Genomic DNA, 16,058 nt, shown 5'->3' with positions numbered 1-16,058 from the left:
GCGATAATGGAAAAAATATTGGAAGTTAAAGACTTAGAGCTTTCCTTCCACACATTTGCAGGAGAAGTTAAGGCTATTCGTGGCGTTAATTTCGATTTATTAAAAGGGGAAACTCTTGCAATTGTTGGAGAGTCTGGTTCAGGAAAGTCAGTTACAACAAAAGCAATTATGCGATTATTACCAGAGCATAGTTCTGAATTTAAAGAAGGTCAAATTTTATTTAATGGAAGAGATTTAACTAAGTTATCCGATAAGGAAATGCAAAAGATTCGTGGAAAAGATATTTCGATGATTTTCCAAGATCCAATGACTTCGCTGAATCCGACAATGCCAATAGGTAAGCAAATTATGGAGCCTATTTTAAAGCATCGCAAAGTAAGTAAATCAGAAGCTCGAAAAGTAGCAATCGATTTATTACGTTTAGTTGGAATGCCAAAGCCTGAGGCACGGATTAAACAATATCCACACCAATTCTCAGGTGGGCAACGTCAACGTATTGTTATTGCAATTGCTCTTGCATGTAATCCGCAAATTCTTATTGCAGATGAGCCTACAACTGCCCTTGATGTAACGATTCAAGCGCAAATTTTAGAGCTAATGAAAGATTTACAGAAAAAAATTGATACGTCCATTATCTTTATTACACATGATTTAGGTGTTGTAGCAAACGTAGCAGATAGAGTAGCGGTTATGTATGGCGGTAGAATTGTAGAAGTTGGTACAGTGGATGAAATTTTCTATAATCCACAACATCCATATACATGGGGACTATTAAGCTCCATGCCTTCATTAGATGTGGAAGAAGAAAAACTATATGCAATACCCGGTACTCCTCCGGATTTATTATCTCCACCAAAAGGGGATGCATTTGCACTGCGTAGTGACTATGCAATGAAAATAGACTTGGAAGAATCACCACCATTTTTTAAAGTAAGTGATTCACACTATGCGGCAACTTGGTTATTACATCCCGATGCTCCGCAAGTAGATCCACCGATTTCTGTAATTGAACGTATGAAGAAGTTTCCAGGAAGCCGATATTATGAAGGAACTGAAGGGGGTGCTTACTAATGGCTGAGAAATTACTAGAAATCAAAAATTTAAAGCAATATTTCAATCAAGGTAAGCCAAACGAAGTTCGCGCAGTAGATGATGTAAGCTTTGATATTTACAAAGGTGAAACATTAGGGCTTGTTGGAGAATCTGGTTGTGGTAAATCAACAACAGGACGTACAATTATCCGTTTATACGACGCTACAGACGGCGAGGTAATCTACGATGGTGTGAACGTTCATGATAAAAAATCTAAACAAGATTTGAAAATATTTAACCGGAAAATGCAAATGATTTTTCAAGATCCATACGCTTCGCTTAATCCACGTATGAAAGTTTTAGATATCATTGCAGAAGGTTTAGATATTCACGGACTTGTGAAAAACCCAACAGAACGTAAAAAGCGTGTAGAAGAGCTTTTAGAGACGGTTGGATTAAACAAGGAACATGCTAATCGATATGCGCATGAATTTTCTGGCGGCCAACGTCAACGTTTAGGTATTGCAAGAGCACTTGCGGTAAACCCTGAATTTATTATTGCCGATGAGCCAATTTCAGCGCTTGATGTATCAATTCAAGCACAGGTTGTTAACTTATTAAAAGAATTACAAAAGGAAAAAGGATTGACGTATTTATTTATTGCTCATGATTTATCTATGGTAAAATACATTTCCGACCGTATCGGTGTTATGTACTTTGGTAAACTCGTTGAACTTGCTTCAGCAGAAGATTTATATAACAATCCATTGCATCCTTATACGCAATCGTTACTTTCTGCTATTCCACTTCCTGATCCAAACTATGAACGTACTCGTGTTCGTAAATCTTACGATCCCGCTTCTCATAATTATCAAGAAGGAGAAGAAATAGCGATGCGTGAAGTTACACCAGGGCATTTTGTTTATTGCTCTCAAAAAGAATATGAAACGATGAAGGCTATTTCAATCTCACGATCATAATAATTAGGTGTGTTTGATGTCCATAATTTAATATGGACATTGATAGTTGAATTCCCTTATAGACTGTAGACAAATTCGATAATAATCGAGTTTATCTACAGTCTTTTTTTAAAAGAAAGTATATGGAATATCGTCCTGCGAAACCTGTGCTCACTTGAAAGAATTAAATAATACCGCGGATTTCCGTTTCAGGTGGACGCTTTCCGCGGGGTGAGCGATGAACCATCACCACAGCTCACGCGTTCGTTGTGATGGCTCATCTGTCTCCGAGGAACGAAGGCTAAGAGCGCCACATCGTGTGGCAACGCCTTCGTGACCAACATCCTGTTGGCCTCCGTCTGGAGTCGCCACCTTTCACTACAATCCATTAAGTGAGTAGTACTTAACAATAAGATTTTGTCCGGTTTTTCTTAAAAGATAAGTATATAAAATTGGACTACTGAAAATCCTGTATTCATAGTGTTTTAATAGCACAGTTTTTTTTCTTAACACTGATTTGCGCCATCTCACACAAAGTTAACTCTTTATATGTAGAAATGGTTGCTTTCAAGATAAAATTGGTTGCTTTCGTCTCGAGATTGGTTGCTGTCACTGTAGAATCTGTAGCTTTCACCTTACAATTAGTCGCTCTATGACAGTTTTTAACTTTTCCCTTCTTTATAAATAGGCAGCATCTATTGATAAAGAAGCGCTGAGCGGACGAATGCAAATTCCAAGAGGGCGACGGATAAACATCCACTACAAGATTACCGAGAAAAAGGCTCGTGAAGTGATGCAGTCACTTCACGAGCCAAATTATAGCGGTAATGATGTAGCCAATGTTTCATCCAAAGTACTCTAGAAACGGTGAAGACAAAATGCACTTAAAGGACGCTTGCGTTTTTCTTAAAGAAAGTATATGGAATATCATCCGGCGAAACCAGTGTTCCAAGTTCTTGAAAGAATCGTGTAGCCGACTATTTGTCCAAGCAATCGATAAAATACACCTTAAATTTACTTGTACTCTTAATTCGAAATACTCTTTCATTTGATTTGTAGAATTGATAGAATGAAGGAATAAAGTAGAAAAGGAGGGTTATTATAAAATGATGAACACTTTTAAATGGCTAGCTTCATTGAGTCTATTTACAGCATTATTAATTCCTAGATCTGTTTCCGCAGAAGGAAATTTTTTCTCAAAGGACTTCTCGATTAAACAATTTAGCTTTCAGGAAATTAACGAGTCCCTCGTTTCGACTTCTAAGTTATTTATTTTCGATTCTGGTCTTACTTTTAAGTATCCAGATGCTGTTAGAGGAGTATATGTCACCGGACATTCTGCTGGTGGTTCGAGGTTTAACGACTTATTGAAATTAATGGACTCTACAGAACTAAATGCAATGGTAATTGACATTAAAGATGATTTTGGAAACTTAACATATATACCAAGTGAGGAATCCACCTTAGCTAAGAAAAATATTGGAAAACCATACATAAAAGATCCTCGTTCGGTGCTTAAAGTAATGGAAGAAAAGCAAATTTATCCTATAGCTCGTATCGTAGTTTTCAAAGATACCGAACTAGCTGAAACACATCCAGAATTGTCCTTTGTTGATGGATCTTCGGTTTGGAAAAATAGACGTGGAGAGGCATTCGTTAATCCATTTTTACAAGAAGTATGGGATCATAACGTAGAAATAGCGATAGAAGCAGCAAAAATGGGCTTTAAAGAAATACAATTTGACTATGTACGATTCCCGGAAGGATTTGAAAAAAGAGAAGATACACTCAAATACTCAATGGGGAAATATGAAACATCAGGACTTGATCCTGTACAAAGACGAGTGCAAGCTGTTACTGATTTTGTTGAGTATGCAAGAGGGAAATTGAAACCATATGGTGCTCAAGTTTCAGTAGATATATTTGGCTACTCTGCAACTCTTCCAGAAGCACCAGGTATTGGACAGAATTTTTCTAAAATCTCAGAAAATGTAGATGTTATTTCATCGATGATCTATCCAAGTCATTGGACGTCTTATTTTGGAATTGCAAAGCCAGATTTGGAACCATATCGTTTAGTCCAAGAATATGCAAAAGTTGAAAATGCTAAACTGGCAGAATTGAAGAATCCACCTATTTCTCGTCCTTGGATTCAAGACTTTACTGCATCTTACTTGGGTAAAGGGAATTATCAAGTATATGGGAAATCACAAGTGGAGGCACAAATTAAAGCTCTTAAAGAAGCTGGAATAAAGGAATATTTACTGTGGAATGCCGGAAATAAGTATACTCCTGGTGTTGACTATACACCTTAATTAAACGTAAAAAAGACATGATTGAAAAAAAATCATGTCTTTTTTTGTTTTTTTTGAAACTTTATTTCATAGGAAACGTATTATTTAGTATAACAGTCATTTTCAATTGTATTCTTAATTGAGAATATTAATAATTTCTTTGAAAAAGGATGTTTAAAGTAGAAAAGAGATGGGTATAAGATGAATATATAAATTATATACCTTTTAAGTGTAAGCATAGCTTATATTTTCTTCAAAATTGTGTCTGCGTTATTAAATAGTTATTTTTTTCTTCTAAACATATTTTAAATATCAAAAAATTGGTGTATACTTGGAAAGTAAAGCATTACATTAAACTAATTATAATCTACTTTATATAACACAATCACTTACTGAAAGGAAGTGTTTTTATTGATGGTAACATTATTTACTTCACCTAGTTGTACTTCATGTAGAAAAGCAAAAGCGTGGTTGGAAGAGCATGATATTCCGTATACAGAGCGTAACATTTTTTCTGAACCACTTAGCATAAGTGAAATAAAAGAAATTTTAAGAATGACAGAAGATGGTACAGATGAAATCATTTCAACACGTTCTAAAATTTTTCAAAAATTAAATGTAGATGTGGAAAGTCTTCCACTACAACGTCTTTACGAGTTAATTCAGGAATATCCTGGATTATTACGTCGACCAATTATTTTGGATGAAAAACGACTTCAAGTCGGGTACAATGAAGATGAAATACGTAGATTTTTACCAAGAAAAGTGCGTGCTTATCAATTGCTTGAAGCACAACGTCTTGTAAACTAAAAAATTAGCTGATTGCTTTTCAAAACAATTGAAAAGCAATCAGCTATTTAAACATTTGATTTTACGTAACTTTTTATAAAACGCATGCTGGGTCAATGGCGACTGCCTAGATTTTGTTGTGCGTTTTTTAATTTTTTTCTTGCATTGTTATTTAAACTTAATTAGAATGCATATAATCTCGGTTTTATTATGAAAAAGGTGAGCACGAATCCTTTTCTTTTTTTGTTAAACAACATACAATAGTAGTAGACATTGCAATAGGTAAAACGGTAGGAAGCGAAAGGAGATGTGTTAAATGGATATCGAGCGTATCAATGATAACACTTTCAAAGTATACATTTCATACATCGACATTGAAGAAAGAGGCTTCAGCCGAGATGAAATTTGGTTTAACAAAGATAAGAGCGAGCAGCTTTTTTGGGAGATGATGGATGAGGTTCATGATGATGATCATTTTGAAGAATTAGATGGTCCATTATGGATTCAAGTTCATGCGATGGAAAAAGGTTTGGAAGTGATTGTCACCCGCACGGAAATGACCAAAGGGAACGATCGATCAGAATCAAGTTTTGAAATGGAAGACCATACAGGTAAAATTTTTAAAAACGGTACTTCGAATTCTATGGATAATCATCAATTTGAAGATTTCCCTAGCTATATGGATGATTTAGAAGAGTTACCATCGGATTATACCTTTGTTTTTAACAATTTTGATGATATTCTGCCACTGGCCAAAAAAATGGATAAAAAGAATATTCAATCATCGTTATATCACTACGAGGATAAATATTATTTAAACGTTTATTTTAACTTTGATATGAATGAAATTGTTACCATTCTGGATACCCTAAGTGTGATATCTGAATTTGCAAACCGTACAAACAAGACAATTCATGTCATTCAAGAATACGGTAAAGAAATAATAGCAAACGATGTATTTACTGAGCTAAATAAACATTTTTAAACCTTCCTTAAAAAGAAGGTTTTTTTGTTTGGGATAGAAAAGTATTTTTTTCGAAGAACCTAGTATTTATGGTATTTTCATTACTATTACATGGAACTCAACAGTATTTCTAGGATTACTCTTCTAAAAAGGGTCGGGCATCTTTTTGCCCGATTTTTCTTCAAAAGATAAGAAAGTATATAAAATTGGACTACTGAAAATCCTGTATTCATAGTGTTTTAGTAGCACAGTTTTTTTTCTTAACACTGATTTGCGCCATCTCACACAAAGTCACTGTAGAATCTGTAGCTTTCACCTTACAATTAGTCGCTCTATGACAGTTTTTAAGTTTTCCCTTCTCATAAAAATAGGCAGCATCTATTGATAAAGAAGCGCTGAGCGGACGAAATTGCATCTTCGTCCGCTTTTAAAAGTAGAGGAAAGCCTTTATTCTCTCATTAACCAAAATAAATGCACTATGTCTTTGCAAATTCCAAGAGGGCGACGGATAAACATCCACTACAAGATTACCGAGAAAAAGGCTCGTGAAGTGACGCAGTCACTTCACGAGTCAAATTATAGCGGTTATGATGTAGCCAATGTTTCATCCAAAGTACTCTAGAAACGGTGAGGACAAGATGCACTTAAAGGACGCTTGCGCTTTTCTTAATTGTTGTACTTGCTATTTTTACGGAAAATTCATACTATTGATATAGGAAGGAGTTGGTCAAAATTTTATCAGCGGTTACGAAACAGGGGCATCTTTTAATTCCTGCAAGGTATACCCAAGAACAACTAACTGAAATTAATAAAAATACTTCTTTTCTATGCATGCAATGTCAGGAAGAGGTCATATTAAAAAATGGAAGGGTTAATATTCCACATTTTGCTCATAAAAGAAAATCACAATGCATTAAATCATTTTCTGAAGGAGAAACGGAAGATCATTTAAACGGAAAACTCCAATTATATGAACTTTTTAAGCGACAAAATGTCCAAGTTCAATTAGAAGCATCTATCCCATCTATTAATCAACGTCCAGACATATTAATACGTAGTAAAGAAAATATGATTGCTATTGAATTTCAATGTAGTCAAATTTCGACCTCTATAATTACTGAAAGGTCCAAAGGATATCAAAATCATTCCATAATCCCATTTTGGATATTAAGATCCCCAGCGATTTCCGAGTTTCCCACTAGTGAAATAGGAATTATGAAACTGTCAGTGTTTAAACAACAGTTCTTCCAATCATATCCCACATTCGGTAAAATTATTCTCACTTATTGTCCCCAAACAAAGTTTTTTCACTATATTTCGAACACACTTCATATACGTTCAAATACTTTCATTGTCAAAACAAAAAAATTATCTTTGGATAATCAAAAATGGCCATTTGCATTAGTTAAACGTATATCTTTTGTGGAGTATAAAAAGTATTTAGAAATCTATCGTAAACAAAGATTTTGGCAATTAGAGAATTTATATTACTATAATAGAAGAGGTATACAATCTGTCTTTTTACAAATTTGTTATAGATGGCAAATTTACCCTAATAAACTTCCTTTGTTTATAGGAATACCGACTTCATTTGCTGAAGCATTTCATATTCATGCAGTTGAATGGCAACTTCAATTAGTCGATTATTTAAAGAGAAGAAATATCACCATCTATCAAGTAAATGAATCTCATTGTGAGGAATTTCTATACGATCGTCCAATGGGATCAAATGATATGTGTCAAAAGCTAAAAGCAGTAAATGCATATATTCAGGTCTTGAGAAAAAGTGTTATTAAGTTGGAATCGGAATTATATTTGTCCAAAATGAACTATTCAGAAATGAACTTGTTACTTTATAGAGAATTTCTTGCAAATTGACTAGAATATTGAGAAAATAGTAAGTGTTATAAGAATCTAGAGGCAAATGGAAGGGGATTTCATCTTGACAACAGAAACAAAAAACAAGATATTAACAAGAGAAGAAGTAGGAGAGCATTTAACATGGAAGTTAGAAGACATTTTCGCTTCTAATGACGTATGGGAGAAGGAATTTAAAGAAGTTTCAGAGTTTTCTCAAAAAGCTTCTACTTTCCAAGGAACAATTGAAAATGGTGCTGATGCTTTATTAACTGCTTTAACATACAGAGATGAACTAACTGGACGCTTACGCAAGCTCTATTCATATGCACATATGCGCCATGATCAAGATACTGCTAACAGCTTATATCAAGCGATGGAAAGTCGTATTAAATCACTCTATGTAAAGATTTCTACAGAATTATCCTTTCTAGTACCAGAGATTTTATCTGTCGATGAGGCGGTAATTTCTCAATATTTAATAGAGAATGAAGACTTAAAAGTATATAGTCAACTACTAGAAGAAATCAATAAAGAACGTCCTCATGTGCTTTCACAGGAAAAAGAGGCATTACTTGCACAGTTCTCGGAAATTGCTGGTGCATCATCGGATACGTTTGGCAAACTAAATAATGCGGATTTAGAATTTCCATTTATTAAAGACGAAGAAGGAAATGATGTACAACTAACTCATGGGAGATATTCTCGCTTCCTCGAAAGCAAAGATGGCCGTGTACGTGCAGACGCATTTAAAGCAATATATGATACTTATGGAAAGTTTCGCAATACATTTGCATCTACGCTAACAGGAAATGTTAAAGGGGATAATGTACAAGCAAAGATTCGTAACTATGCATCTGCTCGTCAAGCAGCAATGTCACAAAATCATATACCTGAAAGTGTTTATGATAATTTGGTAGAAACTATCAATAAAAATGTTCATTTACTTCATAAATACGTGGGATTACGTAAAAAAGTTTTAGGTCTTGAAGAGCTTCATATGTGGGATTTATACACACCACTTGTAAAAGAAGTAGATATGGAGTATACGTATGAAGAAGCTTGTGAAACAATGCTTAAAAGCTTTGAACCACTTGGTGAAGAATATGTATCTATTGTGAAACAAGGGTTGGAAAATCGCTGGGTTGATGTTGTTGAAACAAAAGGTAAACGTTCAGGAGCATACTCGTCAGGTACTTATGGAACAAACCCATATATTTTAATGAACTGGCAAAATAACGTAGATAATCTTTTCACGCTTGCGCATGAATTTGGACATAGTATTCACAGTTACTATACTCGTACTAATCAACCTTATGTGTACGGGGATTATTCTATTTTTGTTGCTGAAGTTGCTTCAACCTGTAACGAAGCGTTGTTAAATGATTACTTATTAAAAACCATTGAAGATCCTAAAAAGCGGATTTATTTATTAAATCACTGGTTAGAAGGCTTCCGTGGAACGATTTTCCGTCAAACAATGTTTGCGGAATTCGAGCACATCATTCATCAGCTCGACCAGGACGGAGAAGCATTGACTGCAGAAAAGTTAACAGAAGAATATTATAATTTAAATAAAAAATACTTCGGTGATGAAATAATTATTGACGAACAAATTGGATTGGAATGGGCGAGAATTCCTCATTTCTATTACAATTACTATGTATATCAATATGCAACTGGCTTAAGTGCTGCAACAGCTCTGAGTAAACAAATTTTAACTGAAGGAAAGCCAGCAGTAGAACGCTATATTAATGAATTCCTAAAAGCGGGATGTTCAGATTATCCAATAGAAGTTTTGAAAAAAGCTGGAGTAGACATGAATACAGCTGCTCCAATTGAAGAAGCATGTCGTGTCTTTGAAGAAAAACTAAATGAACTAGAAAAACTACTATTAGAACAATAATTTAAAGGTCTGGCATATGCCAGACCTTTTTAAAATGAAAATATATGGAATATCGCCTTTCGAAATCAGTGTTCATAGTACTTCAAAGAAAAGATTAATACCGAACGCTTTCCGCGGGGTGAGCGATGAGCCATCACCACCGCTTTCGCATTCGTTGTGATAGCTCACTTGTCTCCGAGGAACGAAGGCTAAGAGCGCCACCTCGTGTGGCAACGCCTTCGTGACCAACATCCTGTTGGCCTCCGTCTGGAGTAGCTACCTTTCACTACAATCCATTGTAGTACTTATTAGGTTATAGATCTGCTATACAATTGCTATGTATGGGAAAAGTATTAACCTAGAAATTAGTTTGAAAGAATGATAGACAGAATTTATTTGGAGGAAACAGAAGCATGAAAAAAATAATAAACTGGAAACTGTTCTTACTGCTTATTATAGTGTGCACTGTGACGGGAGTAATGGTTCTGCCTTTTACATTTGAGCTTGCACCATTGCCAGATGACGCACCTATTCAGATAATCATAGCGGCGCAGATTGCACAAACAGTGGTGTTGAGTGTGCTGGCGAGCTTTTTTGGATTGCTTCTTGCACAGCGAGTCGGATTTGGGACACCCATTCTAGAGGGAATTACAGGCGGCGAAAAGCGAAAGGGCTATTTGAAATCTATACTCGGTGCATCTTTCCTTTGGGGTATTTTTGGTGGTGTGCTTGTAGTTTTATTGTGCATCCCGTTTTGGAATATGTCCGTTGAACTGTTGAAGGCGGAAATGGCAGTGCCGGTTTGGAAATCCGCACTTGCGATTTTCTATGGTGGCACTGCGGAAGAAATATTATTCCGGCTTTTTTTGATGACGGTTTTAGTTTGGATTACTACTAAAATCAAAAAGACGAAGGATGGAGACCCAACTAAAATAGGTGTGTGGATGGCCATAATTATAACAGGTATTATTTTTGGAATCGGTCATCTTGGAATCACGAATGCTTTGACAGCGATTACCGGTGACGTAATCCTCCGGGCGGTTTTACTTAACGGCTCTATCAGCATTATTTATGGTTGGCTCTACTGGAAAAAGGGGCTAGAGTCTGCAATGATTGCTCACTTTTCCACCGATATTGTGTTGCATATACTCATTCCACATATAATAGCGCCTTTATTTATGTAATTTGGTGATATGAACTCTATGTAAAGAGTCTGCATAGCGGAAATTAGGCTGTATTCTTATGCTACTTATGCTAAAAGGACAGGGCGTCTTTTGCCCGGTTTTTTTAAAAAGATAAGAAAGTATATGGACTATCGTCCTGTGAAACCTGTGCTCATAGTACTTGAAAGATTTAAATAATACCGCGGATTTCCGTTTCAGGTGGACGCGTTCCGCGGGGTGAGCGATGAGCCATCACCGCCGCTACGCGTTCGTTGTGATGGCTCATCTGTCTCACTCATCCCGCTGGAGTCGCCACCTTTCACTACAATCCATTAAGTGAGTAGTACTTAACAATAAGATTTAGCCCAGTTATCTCTAAGAGGATAGAATTAGTTTAAGTAAACGTAGTGATCAATCCATCCTTTAAGCGTTGTTGAATAAGAGAGCTATTGCTTTTTAAAATTTTGGTTTGTGCATCCGATAAAATATAGTTCTCTACTAATATTCATAGGACGACTTCTGCGGGAATAGCAGATGTTTTCTGCACCGAAAGCGAAGCGGCAGGTGCATGAGCATGAGCGGAAGGCCCCGCAGGAACGCAGTAGAGGGAAGGAAGGCTAAAGACGCCTCTTCCCTGAGGCAACGACATTCATATGCTACTCTTCTTGAAAGGACCGGGCGTCTTTTTGCCCGGTTTTTCTTAAAAGATAAGAAAGTATATGAATCTTGGATGCTAGGAATCCAGTAATATTAAGGCTTCATAGTATAATTTCAAGGGCTTGATTTTGATGTTTTTAGTTTACCGTCCAGAGTATACATGAATTAGTAGGTGTATAATTAGAGTTAGTGGTACTAGTGAAAAATAGATAGCATCCATTACTAAAGAAGCATCTGGCGGACGAAATTGTATCTTCGTCCGCTTTTAAAAGAATAGGAAAGGATTTACTCTCTCATTATCCAAACCTTATGTACCTTGTCTTTACATATTGCAAGCGGGCAACGGACAAAAATCCGCCACTAGATTACCGAAAAAAATGGATCGTGAAGTGACGCAGTCACTTCACGATCAACAAAAATTCCAACGGTAATTGTGTAGCTAATATTTCGTCCAAAGCACTCTGGAAACAGTAAAGACAAGATGTACTTAAAGGACGCGATTATTAGAAGTTAGACGTCCAATCTATGACGAATTTGTGAAATGAGTATCTAATATATTGTATTTATTAAACTGACATGTTAAAGTAAGAGTGTGAAATAAATCACAAGATAACATACACCCCTTTGTTTGAACGTGAACATTTCTCCCATCCCCTTTGTAAAAAAGAAAATGCCCTTTCCTCAGTTGGAGGAAAGGGCATTTTCTTTTTTTTTATTGAGATGTTTGGTTTCGATTAAATTTATTAGAATCTACTTAAACAGTAAAGGAATTATATTCAAATAGGAAGAGATAATTCTTCGATGAGCTAATTGTTCTTTAACAGATATTTAAATTCTAGTAATAGAAAAGCAGTCTAATTAAAAGAATTAGGCTGCTTGAATTTATTTTAATCTCCAGAATATAGTGTCTTGTAAAACGAAACGTTCTACTTCTTGCAATAGAAGACGTTTTTTCATTTCACGTTCTGCTTGCTGTTCTGTAATATCATAATAGCAAGCTATTTCACTAGTAGTTAATGAGTGAAAACGGTCAAATAACTTTTCTAGAGTTGGTGGTTGCTGTTTTTGTGGTTCCTCATAAAGCATTTCCTGTAAGATTTGTACATATATTTCGTATGGATAAATACCGGAAACTTTAATTCCTTCATCTTCAATGTTTTCATTAAAGAAAACAATACTTGGAAAGGAAGTAACTTGCATTTCACTAGTTATAGATAAATCATTTTGAAAAGAACGAGCACATTCCTTCGATTGAAAATCACTAGTGAATTCATTTACGTCTATATTGACTTCATTTGCAAGACTTTGTAGAACCGAAAATGATGTTACATTCTTTGTTTTCAAAAAAAGATATTCTTGAATTTTGTTAAAAAATCGAAGAGCAGCTCTTTTTCCCTGAAATTCTGCGGCTTTTACTGCAATAGAAGGAAGTACTGGGTGATCTAATTCGGAAATGTCACATTGACTTTTTAATATCTGGTCATTTTGCTTGTTACAAAAATTGTTCAATTTACTTAGCTGAGTACTAAGTACAGTACGAATTGTAAAATACTGTCCATATTCCACTTGCAATTTCCGAATGATTGGTTGCAAATCCCAACATGCTGAACAAAGAGGATCAAGAAAAATATACATTTCAATTGGCTTGTTCAAAAAAGAAGGAGCAATCGTTTCAGTCGGAATTTGAATTCTTGTCACATTTTTTCCTCCTCATGATTCATTTGATTAACCATGTGGTTGGCAGTAAGTTCAAGTCTTCTATAAAAAACATTTCGGAATTTCCCGTCAAGCCCTACTGTATCCATCGCATCACTCATACAAGCTAGCCATGCTTCTGCCCGCTCGGGGGTGATAGGGAATGGATTATGACGCATTTTCAGCATCGGATGTCCGTGTTCTTCTGTATATAAATTAGGTCCACCTAAATATTGAGTTAAAAATTGTTTTTGCTTTCTCGCTGTTTCCGTTAAATCAGCTGGAAAAATTGGCTTAAGCATAGGGTGTTTAGCTACATTTTCATAAAAAGTATCGACAAGTTGGGATAATTTATCTTCACCGATTTCTTCATATGGAAGTATTGGTTTCTCTGTCATATTTGTTACTCCTTTGCTTTGCTCTATTTACATTCTATCAATCAGAAACAAATATCTCAAACAATTAGACTGAATTAATAATAAGAGTTGTTCCTTCGCAAGCAAATAGGCTTACGTCTGTCTATGTTCTATTGAGTAAATTGTTCAGATCATACCTCTTTTGGACTAACTATACCTTAGCGTAGCTGATAAATTCCACGGTCTTAACAAGGTACATTAAAAGGCAATCACTTTTGTAATAAGGTTAAGAACATTTAGATTGTAATATTCCATGAGACAGCAATTAAAGCAGTGTAAAGCATCCGAAATTATATTTTATCTTCGGATGCTCGCAAAAAAAAGAACAGGATTTGTTCTCAAATATTGAAAATAAAAGCACTTTCACTTCACGTATACAAGAATTAAGGAGCATAAAGTGAAGTCACTTCACGCTCCTTATAAGGTAATAGTTCGATGAACCCAGGTATTGATCATTAGAAAATATTCTTAAATGGCTATTGTATTTATCTTCAAAAGAAAAGCAAGTATACGCATTTCTCCAGCGGCTTGCTCATCGGGGTCAAATGTGAAAAATCTGCTTCTACGCAAGCTCGTCTCAACCAATGGCGTTTGGGTGCTGGAGAGTTGCCTCCTCGCTTTTCCTAGTTATGCCTGAAAATAATTCATTACTTTCTGCACGTAATTTTGGGTTTCTTTATATGGAGGAATGCCATCATGTTTTTTTACGGAACCAGGTCCAGCATTGTAAGCAGCAAGTGCTACTTCAATATTTCCATTAAATTGATTAAGCATTTGTCTTAAATATTTTGCTCCACCCATAATATTTTCTTCAGGATCAAACAAATTATTGACTCCTAAATATTTTGCCGTTCCAGGCATTAATTGCATTAATCCAGAAGCTCCAGCAGAACTTATAGCGGAAGCATCAAAATTTGATTCTTGTTTGATGACAGAAGATATAAGTTTTTCCGGTACATTAAATTTTTCTGCTGCACGTTGAATTATTTCATCATAGTTAGAATTTGAAGAACCATTTGATAGATAAGTTGAAGTAGTCTTGACTAAATTTTCATTTGTAAATGAAATATTAGATGGAATAAATACTGATGAGCTCCCATTGTAATATAGTGAAGAATCAAAATTGGAGGAATATTCGCTATCACTATTTTGAAGAACTTCTCCAAGTAACTCTGAAAATAGGGACGCGCTACTTGAACTTTTAGAGCTTTGGACTGCACCTAACGACTGCATTGCATTTATTTCCATTAATGTTTTTAATGATTGAACATCCATAAGGTATCAACCTTTCAACGAATTATTATAGTTTACAAGGCGGGCAATCTTTTTATCGGTATGTCGAAGAGGGATTCTGTGATTTGTTAAAAGTTGTAAAAACTTTTTTCGTCCATTTTCGACATCTTTACTTTCATATTCTACCTCAAAATCCTCCGTATGGCTATAAATGGAATGGTCAAAAAATAAAATGCCACTTTCATAACATATTTGTGCACGATTTGTTTGCATGCTACCAATACAGGCAAGGGGACCTTCATTTTTTATTTGTTGAAGAAAGGGTGCAGATGGGAATTGTAAATTGTTTAGAATGTTATCTCTGTCTATATCCGAAAGTAGATGGGTTGTTTCATTCATAACATGCTCTTTTTCTGGGACTTTTAGCGTTAGTTCGTTTCGAGTAGGCAACACACGCAATCTAAAGCCCATTTTGTTATTTTTAAAATAGTGATTTGGTGTGTCAAAATAATAGTTGGTTTGCATTTGGAACTCAGATTGCTTTATATTGAAATGTTTAACTAACTTTTGGAACTCATCCATTGTCAATAAGTTCTTAAATTCAATTTCTTTTTCGGTATGCATTATTTCACGACCTTTCATATTATTTCTATTATAGACCGTTTGCAAAGGGATTCAATATGTTAAAATAGTGGAAGAATGGACAGAAAGGAAAGATTTATTTTGCCTATTACATATAATGTGCACAGTGGCGTGCAATTTGAGAACGATATTCGTTTTACTCTGGAAGAAAATTCAGTGTTAGAAAATATAGCAGCAGGAGGTCAAATGATTACTGATTCTGATTCGTTTGCTTTTATCTACTTGTTAGAAGATGAAACAGGATATCATTATTTAAAGTTCGGCCAGGATGTTTGGCCAATGCTTGTAAGTACATTAAAAGGGACAGATGAACCAACTTTACAAATTGGAGATGCTGAGCTAACTTTGAATAGGTTTAGAGAAGAACTCGAAATGCTTATATTCAATATTGAAGGAAATGATAACTACGGGGCTGAATTTTCTCAAGCAGTAGAAGATGCATTTGAAGAGATTCTTAAAGCGTAGAAAAAGT

General features: G+C 35.2%; 13 protein-coding genes. 9 read left to right on the top strand and 4 right to left on the bottom strand.

All coding sequences use genetic code 11. The features are described from left to right. The first annotated feature begins 6 nt into the window (after nt 1-6). From ACTSKG_RS07330 to ACTSKG_RS07295, 8 genes are all read left to right on the top strand, one after another. Nucleotides 7-1,071, top strand: a complete 1,065-nt coding sequence (locus ACTSKG_RS07330; RefSeq protein WP_464757486.1) for an ABC transporter ATP-binding protein — start codon at nt 7-9, stop codon at nt 1,069-1,071. After that, a complete protein-coding gene (locus ACTSKG_RS07325) occupies nt 1,071-2,012 on the top strand; it encodes an ABC transporter ATP-binding protein (protein ID WP_464757485.1) in 942 nt (313 codons plus the stop codon). Before ACTSKG_RS07330 ends, ACTSKG_RS07325 begins: the two co-directional genes overlap by 1 nt. A 1,088-nt stretch (nt 2,013-3,100) precedes the next feature. Next, on the top strand, nt 3,101-4,306 hold the full coding sequence (locus ACTSKG_RS07320) for a putative glycoside hydrolase (RefSeq protein ID WP_464757990.1): 1,206 nt from the start codon (nt 3,101-3,103) through the stop codon (nt 4,304-4,306). Between the two features lie 393 nt (nt 4,307-4,699). Beyond that, on the top strand, nt 4,700-5,095 hold the full coding sequence (gene spxA / locus ACTSKG_RS07315) for a transcriptional regulator SpxA (RefSeq protein ID WP_053590237.1): 396 nt from the start codon (nt 4,700-4,702) through the stop codon (nt 5,093-5,095). Between the two features lie 295 nt (nt 5,096-5,390). Next, entirely contained in the window at nt 5,391-6,059 is a 669-nt protein-coding gene (gene mecA, locus ACTSKG_RS07310; RefSeq protein ID WP_464757484.1) for an adaptor protein MecA, read from the top strand. Nucleotides 6,060-6,761: 702 nt separating this feature from the next. Further along, complete coding sequence (locus ACTSKG_RS07305; protein WP_464757483.1) at nt 6,762-7,916, top strand: competence protein CoiA; 1,155 nt, start codon at nt 6,762-6,764, stop codon at nt 7,914-7,916. A 46-nt stretch (nt 7,917-7,962) separates the two neighbouring features. Next, a complete protein-coding gene (gene pepF / locus ACTSKG_RS07300; protein WP_464757482.1) occupies nt 7,963-9,801 on the top strand; it encodes an oligoendopeptidase F in 1,839 nt (612 codons plus the stop codon). Nucleotides 9,802-10,193: 392 nt separating this feature from the next. Next, on the top strand, nt 10,194-10,964 hold the full coding sequence (locus ACTSKG_RS07295; protein WP_464757481.1) for a CPBP family glutamic-type intramembrane protease: 771 nt from the start codon (nt 10,194-10,196) through the stop codon (nt 10,962-10,964). Between the two features lie 1,518 nt (nt 10,965-12,482). Here the strand turns inward: ACTSKG_RS07295 and ACTSKG_RS07290 are convergent. The 4 genes from ACTSKG_RS07290 to ACTSKG_RS07275 all read right to left on the bottom strand — a co-directional run bounded on the left by ACTSKG_RS07290 (nt 12,483) and on the right by ACTSKG_RS07275 (nt 15,568). Then, complete coding sequence (locus tag ACTSKG_RS07290; RefSeq protein ID WP_464757480.1) at nt 12,483-13,298, bottom strand: DsbA family protein; 816 nt, start codon at nt 13,296-13,298, stop codon at nt 12,483-12,485. Further along, the gene (locus tag ACTSKG_RS07285; protein ID WP_464757479.1) at nt 13,295-13,693 is read right to left on the bottom strand and encodes a globin domain-containing protein; all 399 of its coding nucleotides are present in this window, start codon (nt 13,691-13,693) and stop codon (nt 13,295-13,297) included. The genes ACTSKG_RS07290 and ACTSKG_RS07285 overlap by 4 nt, the downstream gene beginning before the upstream one ends. A 645-nt stretch (nt 13,694-14,338) precedes the next feature. Further along, nucleotides 14,339-14,986, bottom strand: coding sequence for a lytic transglycosylase domain-containing protein (locus tag ACTSKG_RS07280; protein ID WP_464757478.1), 648 nt, complete (start codon nt 14,984-14,986; stop codon nt 14,339-14,341). 6 nt (nt 14,987-14,992) lie between these two features. Next, a complete protein-coding gene (locus ACTSKG_RS07275; RefSeq protein WP_464757477.1) occupies nt 14,993-15,568 on the bottom strand; it encodes a CYTH domain-containing protein in 576 nt (191 codons plus the stop codon). Nucleotides 15,569-15,667: 99 nt separating this feature from the next. Between ACTSKG_RS07275 and ACTSKG_RS07270 the strand changes: the two genes are divergently transcribed. Then, nucleotides 15,668-16,051 (top strand): UPF0738 family protein, encoded by a 384-nt coding sequence (locus tag ACTSKG_RS07270; RefSeq protein ID WP_464757476.1) that lies wholly within the window; start codon nt 15,668-15,670, stop codon nt 16,049-16,051. Nucleotides 16,052-16,058: the final 7 nt, after the last annotated feature.

The organism is Psychrobacillus syltrankelensis (assembly GCF_055454035.1).
Note: the sequence above shows the minus strand (reverse complement) of the source record. Positions and strands in the feature narration are given on the sequence as shown.